At 38.3% G+C, this 16,450-nt stretch carries 17 protein-coding genes and 2 pseudogenes; 8 read left to right on the top strand and 11 right to left on the bottom strand.

Annotated elements, in window-relative coordinates:
* Positions 1-37: 37 nt before the first annotated feature.
* Entirely contained in the window at positions 38-1,414 is a 1,377-nt protein-coding gene (locus CYAN7822_RS31985; protein WP_013335044.1) for a SagB family peptide dehydrogenase, read from the top strand.
* 347 nt (positions 1,415-1,761) lie between these two features.
* Here CYAN7822_RS31985 and CYAN7822_RS40625 read toward each other — a convergent pair.
* The 3 genes and pseudogenes from CYAN7822_RS40625 to CYAN7822_RS38265 form a co-directional block, all read right to left on the bottom strand.
* Positions 1,762-1,971 (bottom strand): annotated as a pseudogene (locus CYAN7822_RS40625) (transposase); the annotation flags it as partial.
* A 10-nt stretch (positions 1,972-1,981) separates the two neighbouring features.
* A complete protein-coding gene (locus CYAN7822_RS39260; protein WP_216701642.1) occupies positions 1,982-2,125 on the bottom strand; it encodes a hypothetical protein in 144 nt (47 codons plus the stop codon).
* Positions 2,126-2,331: 206 nt separating this feature from the next.
* Positions 2,332-2,637: a helix-turn-helix domain-containing protein gene (locus tag CYAN7822_RS38265; RefSeq protein ID WP_280990587.1), complete on the bottom strand. Its 306-nt coding sequence runs from the start codon at positions 2,635-2,637 to the stop codon at positions 2,332-2,334.
* 302 nt (positions 2,638-2,939) lie between these two features.
* Between CYAN7822_RS38265 and CYAN7822_RS31970 the strand changes: the two genes are divergently transcribed.
* The 3 genes from CYAN7822_RS31970 (at position 2,940) to CYAN7822_RS31960 (ending at position 6,262) form a co-directional block, all read left to right on the top strand.
* Positions 2,940-3,434 (top strand): hypothetical protein, encoded by a 495-nt coding sequence (locus CYAN7822_RS31970; protein ID WP_013335043.1) that lies wholly within the window; start codon positions 2,940-2,942, stop codon positions 3,432-3,434.
* Positions 3,435-3,593: 159 nt separating this feature from the next.
* Complete coding sequence (locus CYAN7822_RS31965; protein ID WP_013335042.1) at positions 3,594-4,982, top strand: Dyp-type peroxidase; 1,389 nt, start codon at positions 3,594-3,596, stop codon at positions 4,980-4,982.
* A gap of 257 nt (positions 4,983-5,239) precedes the next feature.
* On the top strand, positions 5,240-6,262 hold the full coding sequence (locus CYAN7822_RS31960) for a linear amide C-N hydrolase (protein ID WP_013335041.1): 1,023 nt from the start codon (positions 5,240-5,242) through the stop codon (positions 6,260-6,262).
* Here the strand turns inward: CYAN7822_RS31960 and CYAN7822_RS39905 are convergent.
* The gene (locus CYAN7822_RS39905; RefSeq protein WP_013335040.1) at positions 6,149-6,769 is read right to left on the bottom strand and encodes a hypothetical protein; all 621 of its coding nucleotides are present in this window, start codon (positions 6,767-6,769) and stop codon (positions 6,149-6,151) included. The genes CYAN7822_RS31960 and CYAN7822_RS39905 overlap by 114 nt on opposite strands.
* 329 nt (positions 6,770-7,098) lie before the next feature.
* Positions 7,099-7,908 carry a hypothetical protein gene (locus tag CYAN7822_RS31950; RefSeq protein WP_013335039.1) on the bottom strand — a complete coding sequence of 270 codons (810 nt, stop codon included), beginning with the start codon at positions 7,906-7,908 and terminating at the stop codon, positions 7,099-7,101.
* Between the two features lie 115 nt (positions 7,909-8,023).
* Between CYAN7822_RS31950 and CYAN7822_RS38255 the strand changes: the two genes are divergently transcribed.
* Positions 8,024-8,200, top strand: coding sequence for a hypothetical protein (locus CYAN7822_RS38255; protein WP_157872039.1), 177 nt, complete (start codon positions 8,024-8,026; stop codon positions 8,198-8,200).
* 191 nt (positions 8,201-8,391) lie between these two features.
* The gene (locus tag CYAN7822_RS36400; protein WP_013335038.1) at positions 8,392-8,511 is read left to right on the top strand and encodes an IS4/Tn5 family transposase DNA-binding protein; all 120 of its coding nucleotides are present in this window, start codon (positions 8,392-8,394) and stop codon (positions 8,509-8,511) included.
* Between the two features lie 18 nt (positions 8,512-8,529).
* Here CYAN7822_RS36400 and CYAN7822_RS40620 read toward each other — a convergent pair.
* Positions 8,530-9,677: pseudogene (locus tag CYAN7822_RS40620) on the bottom strand (ISL3 family transposase).
* Between the two features lie 99 nt (positions 9,678-9,776).
* Between CYAN7822_RS40620 and CYAN7822_RS31930 the strand changes: the two are divergent.
* Complete coding sequence (locus CYAN7822_RS31930) at positions 9,777-10,226, top strand: hypothetical protein (RefSeq protein ID WP_049802817.1); 450 nt, start codon at positions 9,777-9,779, stop codon at positions 10,224-10,226.
* 46 nt (positions 10,227-10,272) lie between these two features.
* Here the strand turns inward: CYAN7822_RS31930 and CYAN7822_RS39890 are convergent, their stop codons facing one another.
* The 4 genes from CYAN7822_RS39890 to CYAN7822_RS31910 form a co-directional block, all read right to left on the bottom strand.
* Positions 10,273-10,437: a hypothetical protein gene (locus CYAN7822_RS39890; RefSeq protein WP_245602844.1), complete on the bottom strand. Its 165-nt coding sequence runs from the start codon at positions 10,435-10,437 to the stop codon at positions 10,273-10,275.
* Between the two features lie 189 nt (positions 10,438-10,626).
* On the bottom strand, positions 10,627-11,217 hold the full coding sequence (locus CYAN7822_RS31920; RefSeq protein WP_245602852.1) for an IS630 family transposase: 591 nt from the start codon (positions 11,215-11,217) through the stop codon (positions 10,627-10,629).
* Positions 11,218-11,270: 53 nt separating this feature from the next.
* Complete coding sequence (locus CYAN7822_RS31915) at positions 11,271-11,708, bottom strand: helix-turn-helix domain-containing protein (RefSeq protein WP_041934274.1); 438 nt, start codon at positions 11,706-11,708, stop codon at positions 11,271-11,273.
* A 237-nt stretch (positions 11,709-11,945) separates the two neighbouring features.
* Positions 11,946-13,009, bottom strand: a protein-coding gene (locus CYAN7822_RS31910; RefSeq protein ID WP_157872038.1) for an ISKra4 family transposase whose coding sequence is annotated in 2 segments (ribosomal slippage) — positions 11,946-12,853 and positions 12,853-13,009 — 1,065 coding nt in all. Because the reading frame shifts where the segments join, the coding sequence is not laid out codon by codon here.
* Positions 13,010-13,136: 127 nt separating this feature from the next.
* Between CYAN7822_RS31910 and CYAN7822_RS31900 the strand changes: the two genes are divergently transcribed.
* Positions 13,137-13,772 carry an IS4 family transposase gene (locus CYAN7822_RS31900; protein WP_049802816.1) on the top strand — a complete coding sequence of 212 codons (636 nt, stop codon included), beginning with the start codon at positions 13,137-13,139 and terminating at the stop codon, positions 13,770-13,772.
* 453 nt (positions 13,773-14,225) lie between these two features.
* On the opposite strand, the gene CYAN7822_RS31895 is transcribed toward CYAN7822_RS31900, so the two are convergent.
* Positions 14,226-16,328, bottom strand: coding sequence for a protelomerase family protein (locus CYAN7822_RS31895; RefSeq protein ID WP_013335036.1), 2,103 nt, complete (start codon positions 16,326-16,328; stop codon positions 14,226-14,228).
* Positions 16,329-16,450: the final 122 nt, after the last annotated feature.

Below are 16,450 nucleotides of genomic sequence, written 5' to 3'. Positions count from 1 at the left end.
AATATTCTTGATTTTACTAACTACTTCTTTTAAAAACATGAACTCATTTTTTACCCTTTCTCTAGGAAAAGACATCAACCTAATTGCAGAAGATGAAAAAATTATTTTACAATCAAACGCCTTAAAATTAAGCTTTTCAGCATCGCAACTAAGGATAAAAACTGCCTTCAATCACCTTAAAAATTACCCTAAAACTTTTTCTGAATTGCAAGAATTAGTTAAAGAGAAAAACGGTCAAGAAGCAGTAGAGAAATTTACCAGCTATATAGAAAAACTTACTTATTTAGGCTGGATTTGTCATTCCGTGTTTCCCCTTGCTACTGCCATCCCAATGACAGGAGATTATCAATTTAGTTGTCCAGAAATTGATTGGCAACAACAAACATTTACCCTATCGCGCTTTGCCTATTTGCATCAAATAGAGGGACAAATGCTCTTAGAATCTCCCCGATCTAAAGCTAAAATTATTTTATTAGATTGGCGAGCAACAGCGCTGATAGGCAAACTATCTCAACCTCAAAGTTGTGCCAGTTTAGCAGAAGAAATTCCCGACCTTACAGAAGAACTAACACAACAATTTATTAGTTTGCTTTTAGCAACAAAAATGCTCTCATTAGAAGCAGAAAATACTCATCTAATTAAATGGGAATTTCATGATTTATTATTCCACAGTCGCAGTCGCAAAGGAAGACATAGTAATCCCGTAGGAGGAACATACCGCTTTTTAGAAAAAATGGAACCTCTCCCTGTGGTGAAACCTCCTATGAGTGAGCAGGTAATTCAATTATATAAACCCAACTTAGAAGAATTAGCAAAAACAGATATTTCTTTAACTCAAGTTTTAGAATCAAGACGCTCCATTAGAGAGTACAATGAAAATCCAATTACTGTAGAACAATTAGGAGAATTACTCTATCGTTGTGCTAGAATAAAAGAAGTAATTGATCTCAAAGAAAAAGTACAAGTTAGCCGCCGTCCTTATCCAGGTGGTGGGGCAATTTATGAATTAGAAATTTATCCTGCTATTAACTATTGTCAGGGATTAGAAGCGGCGCTGTATCATTATCGCCCAGATGCCCATGAATTAGAGTTAGTTACCCAATGGAATCAAGGGATTGAAACTTTATTTACAGATGCTTATAATGCCAGCGCCCAACACGGAATGCCACAAATTTTATTGATTATTACCGCTAGATTTGGTCGATTTTTTTGGAAGTATCAATCAATGGCTTATGCTGCTATTTTAAAGCACGTAGGTGTTATGTATCAAACCTTATATTTAGTCACAACAGCCATGAAATTAGCGCCTTGTGCTTTGGGGAGTGGCAATTCTGACATATTTGCCAAAGCAACAGGAATTGATTACTACGAAGAATCATCCGTCGGGGAGTTTATGCTAGGGGCTATCCTTTAGTCACATATATCTTAAGTGCGATTCGTTTCTAGTTTAATCCATAAGCTAGACAGGATAGTATCCTAGAACCCCTGAACTGTTAGTTTGATGAAGGTGAAAGTCCTTCCCTCCAAGGTTCGGAGTGACTCAAGACCTGTCCACAGTGACCCGACGCGGTTTCGGGAGGCTGAAGCTGGAAGCAGGACGTGCGATTCGATTAGTTCAAAAGTATCTGTAATTCTTATACCAATTCTGAAAAGTTAGACTACAGTTAGAGCGGCTAATAAATAATCCCATGCGGCTAAAGAAATAATTCTGTCAGGAGTAATTTCTTTTAAAATATTTCTAACTGTTTCTTTCAATTCGTCAAGATTTTCGTAAAGATTCCAAGTTAACTGATGTTTTAAATATTGCCAAAATCTTTCAATTGGATTTAACTCAGGACTAGCCGGTGGCTGAAAAATTAATAAAATGTTATCAGGAATATTGAGGTTATAACTTAAATGAAATCTTCCCTTATCTAACTGAACAATATTTAAAAAATCTGGAGAATAATTTGAAAGTTCATTTAAAAATACTTGAAAACATTTATGGTCGTTTCGGGTAAAACTCTAAAAATAAACTTTCTCCATTTTGAGGAGCAATAACTCCATAAAGATAATAGGCAGAAAATTGCCATTGAACTTTCCCTATCGGCTTAATTCCACAAGCCGTAATTCTTTTTCTCTCCAAAGTTTTTAAACCTAAGCGAGTTTCATCTTGACACCAGTATTTAATTTTTCTGGCACTATTGGTCGTTTTTCGTTCAATTTTCTCTAACCACGAGATCGCTTTTAACCATAAAGGAAGTTTTTTTTAAACTCCAATGCCAAAGATTCGTCTTTTTTAGCTGCTGTTCTTCTTGGCACTTTTAACTTAGCTTTTAATCTATATCTTACTCAATGATAAAGAGTTTTATACTTAATTTTTAATGAGCTATTTTTTTCTAACCAAGCCTGTATTTCTCCATAACTTTTAAAACCGTTTTCGGCTTCATTTAATCTGACTTGAAGTTCGGCGATTGTTTCATTACTGAGTTGAGATGGTCTTCCCGTTAGAGGTTTAATTTCTAGAAGTTTATCCAAGCCGCCATTAGTGTACTTTTTTAACCATTTTTGAATAGTAACTCTATGAACTCCTAAAAAAGTAGCTAAATTGGTAACTGTTTGAATTTTACCAATTTTTAATAAATATAAACTTTGTATTTTTTGAAAGCTAACTACCCTGTTTTGCCTATTTGCGAGTTGTTTTAGTTTTTCTGGGGTTTCTCTAATGACTTGGGTGTAATCAACTTTTATGTTTGAGGTTACTTAAATAAGATAATTATATTTATTGTAGCTCAAATTTTCACAATTGGTATAAGTTAGTGGCATTCAGTTAAATGTGATTGCAAAAATTGCCTGTAACTTAAAAAATTCTTAAATCGGGGTTGGGAAACGTCTAATAGATGAGAGTGGGCACGAGCCATCTTTCATTAACCTTTAGCAGTATATAAGGAGTCTTGATCATGAGCAATAAACCCAGGCAACGACCATTAAGCTTCATTGCACCAATTAAGGGTGGCATGGACGAGGATTCAGTACAAAAAAACTACAAAGAACTTAGTGCATTAATAGCAGATGTTAGTCCAGCAGGTCTTAATGATGTAGGTACAGTGCATTTTGGGAATTTTTTATTTCTTGAGCCGGCCACAGGAAGCGATGGGACGCAATATTATAAAAAGTTCGCGCTCTTTACTTTCTATGATGGAAGTTTTGAAAGGTATGTTAAAGACTTCGCGGCAAAAGTTGGTGACACATTTAATGCTTTACTACAACATTTAGACGATGTTCCTAAAGATTTGAGAGATGTTAAAAAGCAACCTGAAAAGTTTTCTAAATATGTACAAGCACATGATCAACCAGTCGCTAAATGGTATACGGCTTATCCTGATAAGATAGTGAAGGAAATTACTAACCCAGTTCAAGGGGTAGTTGCCGACTTCGAGGAAGCTGTACTTTAAGAAATAAGGCTAGCTTTTTTATATTCATGGGGAAAGAGAAGCCTTTCTTTTTGGCTTCACTTTCCTCCTGCTGAAAAATCAAATTTGATGGAGTTGAGTCATGCCAGCTTCACAAAAAATACTCTTCCAAATATTCTGGTACTTCAATATAGGATATATATGACAAACAACGCGACTTCAAAAGAGCTTAACTTAGCTGATATCCAAGGTTTAATTGTGCGTGGCTATAACATGAATGTTGTGCGATATTTTGTTCTTTCTGTTAATGATGCAACCAAAGCAAAAGAATTTATAGGTGATTTAATCAAGGGTGAATCACTTAAAATAACCAGTGCCGAGCAATGGAATATAAAACCAAGTCATTGTTTAAATATTGGATTTACTTTTGAAGGGTTAAAAGCCCTGAAATTACAAGATAATGTTAATGAAGGATTTGGAGAATCTGAAAATTATGAACCATTTATAAAAGGCGCTATTGCTCAAGCTCCGGGCATAGGTGATACGGGAGAGAGTGATCCTAAAAATTGGAGAAACGGGTTAGATAAACAAGATAAAGTTCATATTTTGCTTTTTCTCTTTGCCGAAGATCAGGATACACTTTCTCAGAAATCTGTCGAATTACGAGATAAGTTTAAGAAACAAGAAATCCAAGAATTGGGTTATTTTGACGGTGCAAAACTTCTTGATGACGATGGTAAACCCAGTGACATGATTCATTTTGGCTATCGGGATGGAATTGCACAGCCGAGAGTAGAGGGTTTTCCGGCGAAGGATGGCATTCCTGACGATGGACAGCCTGTTATCCCTGCTTATGAGTTTGTCTTGATGGATGAGCCACAAGCACAATACTTTGTACCAGAACCACATATATTGGGGAAAAATAGCAGTTTTGCGGCTTTTCGAGTGCTAGAGCAAAATGTAGCTGCTTTTGAAAAGTTCCTTCAAGACCAGAAAAAGGACATTGATCCAGAAATTCTAGCTGCTAAAATGTGTGGTCGCTGGCGTAATGGTGTACCTTTAGACCTTTCTCCAGAAAAGGATCAACTTGAGCCACCCATTACTTACGCACAATTTAATAGCTTTGATTATAAAGACGATCAAGATGGATTAAAATGTCCCATTGGCTCACATATACGGCGCAATAATCCTCGTAATACCCTAAAAGCAATCGGAAAGCCTGACTCCCGTCGGCTTATACGTCGGGGAATACCATATGGACCCCCTTATGATCCTCAATCTGCTGATGAAGAAAGGGGTCTGCTTGGTTTGTTCATCTGTGCTAGTCTCGGACAACAATTTGAATTTGTTATGGAAGATTGGGTGAATAGTGGCTCTTTTGCTCACTTAGGCGACAATGTTAAAGATCCTTTGCTCGGTGCGAATAACCCTCAAGACAGCAAATTTGATATTCCATTATCCCCTCCGTCTGCTGAAAAATCATTAGAAATAAAAGGATTTGAGCGATTTATTATCACGAGAGGAGGTGCTTACTGCTTTCTCCCTAGTATTACTGCCCTAAAATACATGGCTGAAATACCATCAACTTAAATAACGAGAGCCAACATAGTCATTATTACTTTTATCTGCAAGCTATTGAGAGAGCGATCGCCTTTGATTTTCTGAAGGGCGATCGCTTTTGCATAAGTTAATTTTTCTGCCAATGGGTAACTCCTAGATTTTTGGGCAAAAAATTGCCCGTAACTCAAAAAAATCCCCAATGAGGGGGGGGGAAACGTCTAAAAGATGTGGGAAGAAAAAAACCCCCTATAAAACTCAACTAGGTAAAATCAAAAGAAAATAAAGTTATGTGTACACGAGTGTTATGGACAGGAAATATTGACGGCAAATTTTATCCAATCTGCGGTCGTAATATGGACTGGGGTGCTGATATGGCAGAAAAGCTATGGGTGTTTCCTGCTGGACTACAGCGCCAAAGTGCTGTCGAGGGCGACGGGATCGAGTGGATCTCAAAATATGGCAGCATTGTTACTTCTGTGTACAATCAGGCTGTAGCTGATGGAATGAATACAGCAGGATTGGCAATACATTCTAATTGGCTTACTGAAAGTTATTATGGGGAGCGCGATCCAAAAAAACCAGGGCTTGATTGCGATCGAGCGGTGCAATATTTCCTCGATAACTTTGCCACTGTCTCAGAAGTTGTTGAATACCTCCGCAATAATGAAGATCTGCAAATTGTCCCAACCAAGATCAAAGTAGAAGATATCGAACGGGAAATCAAAAACCATCTGGCGATCGAAGATGCTCAGGGTGAGTCGGCCATTGTCGAATATCTAAAAACTGAAAATGGTGGTGTTCAAAGAAACATCTACTACAGTGGCGATCTTCGTGATTATTCGATTGAGTACAACGTCCTGAGTAATTCTCCGCCCTTCAAAGACCAGCTTCTCAATCTCAAGCAGTATAAAGGGTTTGGTGGTGACCTACATTTGCCGGGTACTTCTGATTCTGCTGATCGTTTTGTCCGTGCTGCCTTTTATTTAAAGAGTCTCCCCCAGCCGACAAACCATCAGGAGGCGATCGCTGGGGTTTTAAGTGTTATGCGTTCTGTTGCACAACCGTTTCGAGTCCCCGAATCGGGTGAACCTTATGCCTCATCAACTCGATGGCGTACAATCGTTAGTTGTCAAGAAAAACTTTATCTGTACGAATCATCCTTTTATCCAACTCTAGTCTGGCTTGAGGCCAACAAGTTAAACTTCGCAAAAGGCAGTGGTGTCCGTGTCTTTGATCTGACCAACAATCGACAAGCGATCGGTGATGTATCTGGGCAATTGACAGATACCGAAGATCTGTTTAAGAACTAGATAAGTACCGAATGTCAGAAGCACACAGTCCCCTAAACGGGGGACTGTGCAGGGAGAGCGATTTTTTTTTGGGGAGATGCCCTGCTCAAGCTTAGAGATTAACAGGGTCATGGAATTGATTAGGATGAACAAGGCATTCTTTAATTCATGGTTTGGGTTTTGTGTGGGGGTTTGAACCTGAGTCGAGTTGGTTTGGGTATTTGGAGAAATGCTGTCCTCTGAAGGGGGAGAAAATTCGGTTCTAGCTGTTGAGGATCGTGCCGAATTTTCCGTCTTGGCTGAAGACGAAGCGATCGCTAATTGTTTCTCTAATTCTTTGACTTGTTGTTGGGCTTCCTTAGCTTTAGCTTTCCAGCTATCGCGGCTTCTTTTCAAAGCACGAGTAAGTTGAAGATAAGAGCGTAGTTTTTCCTGTTTTTTGGCTGCATTCTCTTTCCAATTCTGGCGACATTGTTTTTCATAGCGAAGTTGGCGAGTTGGGGGCATTGTCGAATTAGAATCATCCATCACTGCTCCATAGAATTGTGAGGCGATCAACTTTTTTATATTTTAGGATTTAAATCAAGCTATAAACAAAGGTTGGGAATATTGATCATATTTTAAGCATCATATCTCCGTCATAAAAGCTTTAAGAGAAGTCTGTTAAGGAGAAAAAGTCGGCAAGCGGGCAGGAAGAAAGGGGGCTGATTCATACTACAACTTGGAGATGTATTTACCCGAAAATAGAGGATTGAAACGACGAAAAATCGTTTGTAGTATATTGAGGCAATTTTTACCTCATACTACAAATTGGGTGTTTTTGCCCCAAAGATGTACCGCAAGGAAGGAATGATGGATTATTTTATTGGGGGAGCCAATTGAATCACCTCTGTAATAGGGGGCGCGAATTTGCCCTTATTATTGTGAAACTTGCCCAATTCATGAAGTGCGTGATGGTTTTCGATCTCAGATGCCCTCTGTTGTAACACCCGCGCGATCGTATCCTGTCCACATTTCGTTAATTGCTTGAGTGCGCTTAAGGAGACGAGCCACTTATCCTTTTTAGTTGTTGCCGAGTTATTTAGATCGATGATGAGATCGATCGCTTTATTGATTTTCTCAAGGGAAGCAGCATTTTTAGGAGTGGCCGGTTGAGCGGAAGACTCCTCTTCAGTGGCGTTTTGGGGAGTTTCTTCAGTAGTGCGGCGAGACGGGGAAGCTGTTGACTCCTGCTGCACCGGTGTGGGGTTATTAGGTTGAGATGGAGACCCTAGAAGCGGTGTTGTCGGTGGCAAGGGGGTTTGATCAGGGCGCTGGAGTAGAGAAGGTAAAATGTTAATGAAACTCGCAATATCTTTTGATAGTTGATGGATGGAGGTTTGGCTCTGGATAAAAATCTCCTCTAAGCGGGAAATACGCTCATTATTTGAAGCATTCTCAACAGATGTAGTAGTAATGGGAATATCCGGCTTAGTCTTATCTACCCCTGGCGTTTGAGGATTAGTGGGTGACTTATCAACCTCAGCACCAGCAATAACGGGGGGACTTGTTAGGTTAAGTGAAATGTCATCCTCTGAGGTTGGGTTTGCATTTTGAGGAGAGAGTGAAGTTTGTGGTTGTTCTGCCTCTTGTGCTTCCTTTGGGGTGGCCCAATGTCTTTCAAGCAACTGAATTAGCTGTTCAGGTTGAGATAATCCAAAGCGCTCTTTAACAAGTAATGCGACTGTCCCCCAGGACTCAATAAGTGTTGTCGCTTCATCTAGAGGGGTTTTCCTCTTTGATGTGGTTGGTGTACTCCCTGCTTTATCCTTTGGTGTTATCCCTTTTGATGTGCTTGGTGTTCTCTTTGTTTTTCCTTTTGGTGTACTCCCTGCTTTACTGAGTGCTGTTCGCCCTGTTTCACCCTTTGCGGTTTCCTGTTTCTTCTTGTTCGTTTTTGATGAAGTTGCTTTGCCTTAATCGCATAGTATTTAACAAAGTAAAAGCCAGAGTTTGCAAGGGTTTTGAGGATTTTGTTCACACAACTTAACAATTGCCGTTACAAAAGTTAAGGGATTGGGAGTCAACAATTACATAATAAGAAAAAAGTCAATATTTACGATAGAAGCAGAGGTAAAGTAAGAGGAAAGATAAAAGTTCATAGGAGAGCCATGAGTTGGGCATCAGAAGAATTGAAATGGGCGAACTTGGGCGATAGAAGGCTGAACAATCGATTAGTAACGATAGTAGAAGATTTGGCGGCACATCCAGAATGGCTCTCCCGTACCTAGGGTGATAAGCAAAACTTATTAAAATAGGCAAGCTAACAGTTTTTCTCGCAAAGATTCAAAAGTATTAAAGCCGTAACTTTGCCTAATAATCAATTTAATTTTAGTATTTAGACCTTCCATTACTCCACTGGTTGTTCGATTAATAAAGTAATGACAAATTGCTTGAATATGCTTTTCTATAGTCTCTGCCGTTTGACCGAAAAGACAACGAGCATAAACTAACCATTTTTGAAGCTTCCTGAAGCCCATTTTAACAGTCGTGCTAGTTTCATAAATATTTCGTAACTCTTCTTTTAACTCATAAGCAATTCCTAAGCAAGGAGACTGATTTAAGAGAATTTGTAATTCTTCTTGTTCTTCTCGATTTAGATTTTCTCCGTTTTTTAGAAGTAAACAGCGATTTCTGAGTCCTTTAAATTCTAATAATAAGCGAATTTTATTCAAAGCTTGGTTAACTAATTGCATGACATGGAATCTATCAATGACAATTAAAGCATTAGGAAAAGTTTCTTTAACAACTTTCTGAAATCCTCCCCACATATCGACGCTAACCTCCTTAACATTATCTCTCATAGCTTGAGGTTGAGCTTTTAAAACTTGTATTATTTCATCACTTTTGTGAGAGTCTATAACTTCCAATAACGAAGATCTATCTAAATCACTAACGACGGTTACAAATTGTCTTTTCCCTTTTTCTTTACTGAACTCATCTAAACTTAATCTTTCTGGGTTTGACCAGTCTTTTTTTTTCTCTGGGCAATTCTTGAAAAAATATTTTTGACTTGTTCAGCACTTAATTGTTCATGATAGCTGACTTGTTCTACTGTCAATTCTTTGACTCTCTCATATATATAATTTTCATATCTTTTTGTATAATTACGCCCTTGCTCTACAAAATCTAAGCTTTCAGTTGAGTATTTTTTACAAAAAGGACAATAAATTTGGCGACGAGAAATTTTTAAATATACGGCTTGACCACAAATGGATAAATCCCTCACTAAAATTGGTCTTTCTTGATGAATATTATCCGTAGAATATTGGCAATACTTACACTTAACTTTAGGGTTTAAAAAATGGAGATCCAGAAAAGTAAAGTCTTCTTGGCGGTAACAAGTAAAAACGCTTATATCAGGTAAATTTAATAACGTATCTAGATGAAAATCCATTGTTAGCTTGGTGGTAAAACGTAGCTATCGCTACATTTTACCACAGAATACCGAAAGAGCCGTAATAACAAGACTAGAGGATTAAAAGTTCATTCAGTTATGTGCGTTAGCGACGAAGGAATCCCTTTCGGTCTTATTCATCAAAAAGTCTGGGCGACTTCCCATAAAAATCATAAAAAAGATCGATTTTTAATTCCTCTTAAAGATAAAGAAAGTTATCGATGGGTAGAATCGTTAAAATTAAGTGACGATTATTTATTCCTTTATGAAAGATTTGTCATCACAATGACAGATAGAGAAGGGGATATATATGACCTGTTAGCAACTGAAAGAGATTGGGGTTCAGAGTTGTTAATAAGAGGACATCATAATCGTCGAGTCAAGAAAAATATAGAAGATAAAGAGACTTCTTCATTGTGGCAAGAAATTCGTTCCTCTTCTCCAGGGGGCGATTTTACGATAACACTACGAAGAGTTTCATCTCATGATGACAGAGAAGCCACATTAACGCTACGTTGGAAAAAACTTGGGAGCATCCCATTTTTGTAAAAGTAAAACATAATTCGCGATAATAAATCGCGAATTAAAAAGCAAGCTATCTACTTTCTTGTTCTCCATCATATACAATGTCAACTAAACAGCTTTTTAAAGAACTAATGGTAGACTGTAACTCGATGACGATGGTTCTTCTCAGGACTCCCATAACAGCATCAACATAGGCAATTGTGCCAGCTTTCCCAAAATGTTGGTATTTACTCATAGATTGACCGTTTTTTTGCTCAAAAATAGGTTTATCAGCTTGTAGCTTATAATACCAATAAATCTTATCTTTTTGCCGTACTTGATACCGAGCTACCCAACAACCATCCTCAGCTTGTTCTCCCTTATCATTAAAAAACTGTAAATAAGTAGGTGGGCATAATTAAACGAACAACGTTGCATAATTTTCTTACTCTACTTTTGGACTAAGTTTGAGTTTAATTAAATTTAAATCTTTGACAGACATAATTGTTTTAGCAGCTCTTGCTTCAATCCCTCGGATAACTGCCTGTGCTAACTCGTATTCATCCTCAAACATTCTTGCCGCTAATTCATGAGTTTTTAATTGATGCCATTCGGGTTCAATTTTATTCAGTTCTGGACTATAAGAAGAAAGAAAAAAGAATTCTAATCCTTTTGTTTGCCACTCTTTTTCTTTTTCTTTAACTTTTTTACTTTTGTGAACCGTATAATTATCCTGAACAATTATTGTAATTATTCCCGATTTCTCAAAATCCTCTTTCGGTTTCTCGGCTTGCCAATCCATAATTTTTATATAAATATCACTTTTAATACTTCCTAAGACTAATCCATATTCAAAACTTACATCTTTTTCAAAAATTCCTATAATATTTAATCTTCTACCTCTACGTTTGGTTTGCTTTATTTCTTTTTGCTTTCCTTTTTTTACATAAGTATAGCTAACGGAACTCCAGAGAGAGAACCCTGCTTCATCTAAATATTTTAACCTCGCTAATCCTTGCTGTGCATATTTTTCAATTGTTTGTATGTCAATTTATTTTTTCTTTTTATGTTTTTGATTTTGTTTTCCTTTTAGCGAATGTTTAGTCCTTTTCCATCGCCAATCTTTTTTTTTAGAATTTTTCTAATCCGCTCTCGGCTTAATGATACTGAGCGTTCTTTTTTCAACTTCTCTACTAATTGATAACTATTATAAGTTCTTGGCTCTTTTTCCAAACTACTTTCTATATAGTTTACATCTTCTTCAGACCACCTAGGCTTTCTTCCTGTCCTTGGTGCATCATATAACCCTTCAATTCCTCTTGTTATCCAGCGATAAAAAATTTTCCGAATTGTATTAGGAGAATATTTAATATAAGAGGATATTTGATTGACATTCCATCCCCGAAAATTTAGAGTTATTGCTTCTGCTCTGTCTCTTGTTCTTTTCGGAACATTTGTATCACTTTTGAGGGCTAATAACTGTTCATCTTCTTGAGGTGTTAACCGGATTTTAAGGGGGGCTGGCATAAACTTTAAGAATGAGCTTTAAGTGTTTTTCTATTTTACACTTAATTATGCCCACCTACTTACGACTCTATTTCTGCAATAGCTTCAGCTAATCTTTGTATTCTATCCAATTTATCTTGCTGACTCTCAATATATCTTCTGCGTCCCATAAAAATCCAACTCCAGGCTAAATTTATTCGCCACTATAATATGCGAATTAATAATCAACTTGTCTTCATTTTTATGATTTAATTAGAATTAAATAGCTAGTTGACCATTCAAATAAGCACAACGCAGTTGTAGAATATTATTAACATTCTCAGATTTCCACTGTGCGCCAGTTATTTTGACTCGATATCCAATTTGTTTTACCGCAGATTCTACGGCTCCACTGCCAATTGAAGCAATTTTCTGCCAACTATAATAATGGTAATTAATGAGGCGTTTTTCATGCTTTTTTAGATAGTTAATGAACTGATTCCCCCCGACGATTTTCTGGGAAAGTAAATAGTTGATGGCTTCAGAAGCTTGCCCCATCCATAAATAAGCTTTAACCTGGTCTTTTTGATATCTTTTTCCTTCAGTTTTATAGAGATTTTCCATTAAATGATACCAATCCAGTATTTCAATTCTTTCTGTTTCATCTCCTATTTCTGCAATTATATTCCAAATTCCATCATGTCCATCTCCCAAGCAGTAAAGGGGATTAGTTAATTTCTGGCTATTAATCCAATCGATTAATCCTTGATTATCTTGGAAAAAAGCACCATAATAAATCCCTTGTAATCTCGCCGTTTTGTATTCTTTCCAATAACTTGCTTGACCGTATAATCCTCTTAATCTTATCGTTCCCCCATCAACAGAGACTTCGGAACAACCTTGTTTGACATCTGGTAGTAAATTGTCAAGTTTTTGAACTTTCCTTTGATGGGTTGAATGCCCGACTTTTAGCCCCATTAATAATAACATATCCTGCTCAGCATTTTGATAAGATTCGTTGGCACTTAATAAGAGACAACACTTTTCTAGTAAAGGACTATGACGAGTATATGGATTAATTCCTAATCTTTTACATTGTTTTTCAGTAATTTGTAATTGTCCGACACAACTTTTTATTTTCCGCCTCCTTCCCTTTCTCGTCTTTGTTTTTCTTTCAATAAAAAAAGGGCTATTTGTGGGCTAACGTTCTCTATAACCTGTTCCCTCACAGCAATTTCGATATCTTCAAGAGTGTTTAAAGATGAGGGATCTGCATTATTGTAAAGTATTTCACTGGCCTCTCTTAAACAGGCTTCAAGCTTTTTTCTTTCAGATGGAGTCATAACAAGATAATCTTCATGCTTACATTCCCATTATGTCAGAATTTATTGAATAGAATAAATATTTAAATTAATTCGCGATTGTTTCTCGCGAAGCGTGTGCATCGTATTAAACTGTCTAATTACAAAAATGGGATGCTCCCAAAAACTTTGGATACAACCACCAGTGAAAAGAGCCAAAAAAGAGCAGTTACCAGCAATTCCGGTAACGGTAATCTTAGCCGAAGAAGAACATCCACCATCGGGAGAAAAACCCGTCAGTTGGTTATTAATAACAACAAGGGAAATAAAAACGTTTGATGGTGCTTGTGTTTGCGTTGAACGCTACAGTTATAGGTTTTTAATAGAGCGTTATCATTATGTATTAAAAAGTGGCTGTCAACTGGAAAAACTGCAACTTAAGACGGCAGCGCGGATAGAAAAAGCCTTGGCTTGTTATGCGATTGTAGCTTGGCGACTTTTGTGGCTGACTTACGAGGCTAGAGTGTATGGCAAGCAATCGCCTGAGTTTATTTTTAAACGCTATGAATGGCAATCATTATACTGTTTTTTAACTCGGCAGATTCGTCCGCCGACTGAAATTCCAACGCTTAATCAATGTATTAGATGGATAGCCAATTTGGGGGGGTTTATCGGACGCAAGAGTGACAAAGATCCAGGGGTGAAGGTGATTTGGAGAGGTTTAAAGCGGTTAGATGATATAGCCAAGAGTTGGGTATTGGGTTTTCAGTATGGAATGCTTTTGACTGGTAAGATGCTATGTTAAGAAAGATGTGATTAAGAGTAGTTACGGAGAATTTTTGGTCATCAGGTATAACTAAAAAAAGTTAATAATTGGCAACAAGCCGAGCTTAAATTTTGTTTAATCCTAGTTCGACTCACATTAACAATGTCCAAAAATAGAGTGAAGGAAAAAAGTTCACTCTTTCCCATTCCAGTGATCGGGAGAAATTTGTTGCATCATTAAGAAAGAGCGATCTCGTTCATCAATTGAGGGAATTTTTCGGCAACCGAAGCCAAATATTTGATAATAGCTTTTGCCTTTTTTCCAAACAGAAACACGGGCGACGCATGGCCTTAAAATATCTGAACGTGGCGATCTCCAGTGTCAGCGAACCCTCTCGACAGCCTCAAGGGATTGAGTTCGAGAAACACCACATTTGGCAACATTTAAAGCTCTCCGTCAAGCCGAGCCAAGAAGTTATTCTTTAAAGAGAGTTCACTCAACCCCCCTAACAAAAGCTTGAAGAGGAGTAGTATCTTTACCCCGATTATGACCCCTGGCATTACCAACCCCAATGGAGAGATGATATTGCTCAATAAGTTCTTTATTTTGAGTGATCCATTCTTTAGCCGCAGCGCGATGAATGCCGAAAGTTTGTTCTAATAAACCAGCATTAAGGGCAAAAGTGCATCGGAGATGTTCTTGATTCCACTGCTGTATTTTTTCAAAAATAGCATTCGCCCTCTGATAGGCCCGACTGCCTTGAGAGACTCCGGTGGGTTTGGGGGCGGATGGGCGCTGTGATGATCCTGTCGGTTTTTTGTGAGTTGGTTGAGGGGGAATTTTTTGGCTTTGAGATTGGGGAGGAGTAGATGGTGGCGCTTCATGACTAGGGGTTGGCTTGATCCCACTCTGGCTTGGTGTAATCTGAGGGGGTAAATGGTTCTGAAGAGGAACTTCTAAGGTTTGAGTGGGTTGATCATCATCAAATAATAGCCGCTTAAATTGCTCAATTTTTTGATAAGCCGCCTTCAAGGAATGTTCTAGTGCGGCATGATCTTCTTTTAACTGTTCGAGTTCACAGTTCGGTTCCGATGCAGCTTGAAGTTGGGAGTTGAGTTCTCTATTTTCAAGTTCTAATTGACTAACTTGTTGTCGAAGATGAGTAACTTCAGTGGTCAACCAACTTAAAGTTTGGGCTTGGTAATTGACAGTCTCCATGACAGAGGATGTGGCTAAAAGGGGAGAACTCGAAGGAATCCGGCTAGATGGGGAGTCAAGTTGTGTTTTTGCCCAGTCGAGTAGAGCCTTGATCATATCAGTGCGGCTACCTTTGAATGAGAGTCGGTCGGCGATCGCCATTAACTGTGTCCTCATTTCTGGACTCAGTTGAATAAGAGTATCATCGTCGTTTAAGGGGACCGGAGTTAAGGGTCCGGCTTCTTGATGATAAGCGTCCTTCATTTCTTCAATATTCTGATAGGGAAGATGTTTGGTAATAACTTGCTGCACATTGGGCAAACAGTGAGAATCAATAAAATCAGGAGTTTGGTAGAGTAAGAATTGAGAGGAGGGAAAATTCTTTAACCGTTGAATAGCTTCTAGAACAAGAATCGCATCAACTAGAGTAACGAGGCGGTAATGAACATTGGTAATAGTTGATGAGAATAAGACCGCTTTTAAATCGGATGCGTCCGGTTTAAAGACGGCGGACTTAAATAACTCAGCCGGGGTTCTCCCGGTCACGGCCATTAAACCCGTCAGGACATCTAAATAGTTATCGCTATTCAATAACCTTTCTCTCTCTTCGCTAATCTTTGTATAAACCGAGTCGGTTATACAGTTATTTTCGTCGCGGCGAGACTGTGTAGAATGTCTTTCATCGGCGGTTGGTAGAGGTAATTCTCCTTGGGAAGGAATCAGTATGCCCCGGTCCTCTAAATAGTCACCCGCCTCATCAACTAAGCGATAACGAAAATAATGACCAGTAGCCGAACTCTCCATCACATGACCGAGGTAATGTTGTAGGAAGGGGTATTCATGGGAGGAGGGGGGACAGAAAAAATAGGCAGCGATCGCCCCCCAAAGAGAACGTAAATTATGAACACTAATATTTTCCTTGCCTTCTAAGGCGGGTACAATCTCTCCCAGGTGTTTATTACACTCTCGATTAATTTGGACGTTAAATTTATTGATTTGTGCGGCTAACTCTTCCGGTTCTAATTTTAATAGCGGCTTAATTAGGAATGAAGAGCGAAACTGATCAATGAAGGGTAATAACTCCGATGCCGCTATTAGAGTCACAATATCGTAAGAAGAACGCTCGGTTTTAGAATGACCAAGGAAGCGAAGTAAATAGGGATGGGTTGAGAGAGTAAACTTGCCTCTAGCTACGACTTCTCCAATACGGCGGCCAGTTAATCCGGCAATGGCGATCGCCTGATGATGGAGGGCAAATTGATCCTGACTTTGTAGCAGGTGATGAAGTTGATCCAAATATTGGTTTGGGTTAACCCCTTTAAGAGTTAATTGGCGATGACGGTTAATTTGTTGACTACGGGAGTCAAGGGATTCATAAGTAGCTGTAGCGGACTGCAAACATAAACGCTCCGACCTGCAAACAAAGAGCTTTCGGGACAGAATTATTTGCAAATAGAAAGATAACTTGAGCCAGAATTAAGTGCAACTGAGACAGAATTATTTGCAACCAGACAGCAAAC

The sequence above is a fragment of the Gloeothece verrucosa PCC 7822 genome, from assembly GCF_000147335.1.
Taxonomy (GTDB): Bacteria; Cyanobacteriota; Cyanobacteriia; order Cyanobacteriales; family Microcystaceae; genus Gloeothece; species Gloeothece verrucosa.
This window is presented reverse-complemented; position numbering and strand designations above follow the sequence as displayed.

Excerpts from the sequence above, each read along its gene's own strand:
- CYAN7822_RS31985 (WP_013335044.1), top strand. The coding sequence starts at position 38 with ATGAACTCATTTTTTACCCTTTCTCTAGGAAAAGACATCAACCTAATT.
- CYAN7822_RS31970 (WP_013335043.1), top strand. The coding sequence starts at position 2,940 with ATGAGCAATAAACCCAGGCAACGACCATTAAGCTTCATTGCACCAATT.
- CYAN7822_RS31965 (WP_013335042.1), top strand. The coding sequence starts at position 3,594 with ATGACAAACAACGCGACTTCAAAAGAGCTTAACTTAGCTGATATCCAA.
- CYAN7822_RS31960 (WP_013335041.1), top strand. The coding sequence starts at position 5,240 with ATGTGTACACGAGTGTTATGGACAGGAAATATTGACGGCAAATTTTAT.
- CYAN7822_RS39905 (WP_013335040.1), bottom strand. The coding sequence starts at position 6,769 with ATGGATGATTCTAATTCGACAATGCCCCCAACTCGCCAACTTCGCTAT.
- CYAN7822_RS36400 (WP_013335038.1), top strand. The coding sequence starts at position 8,392 with ATGAGTTGGGCATCAGAAGAATTGAAATGGGCGAACTTGGGCGATAGA.
- CYAN7822_RS31930 (WP_049802817.1), top strand. The coding sequence starts at position 9,777 with ATGTGCGTTAGCGACGAAGGAATCCCTTTCGGTCTTATTCATCAAAAA.
- CYAN7822_RS39890 (WP_245602844.1), bottom strand. The coding sequence starts at position 10,437 with ATGAGTAAATACCAACATTTTGGGAAAGCTGGCACAATTGCCTATGTT.
- CYAN7822_RS31915 (WP_041934274.1), bottom strand. The coding sequence starts at position 11,708 with ATGCCAGCCCCCCTTAAAATCCGGTTAACACCTCAAGAAGATGAACAG.
- CYAN7822_RS31900 (WP_049802816.1), top strand. The coding sequence starts at position 13,137 with ATGGGATGCTCCCAAAAACTTTGGATACAACCACCAGTGAAAAGAGCC.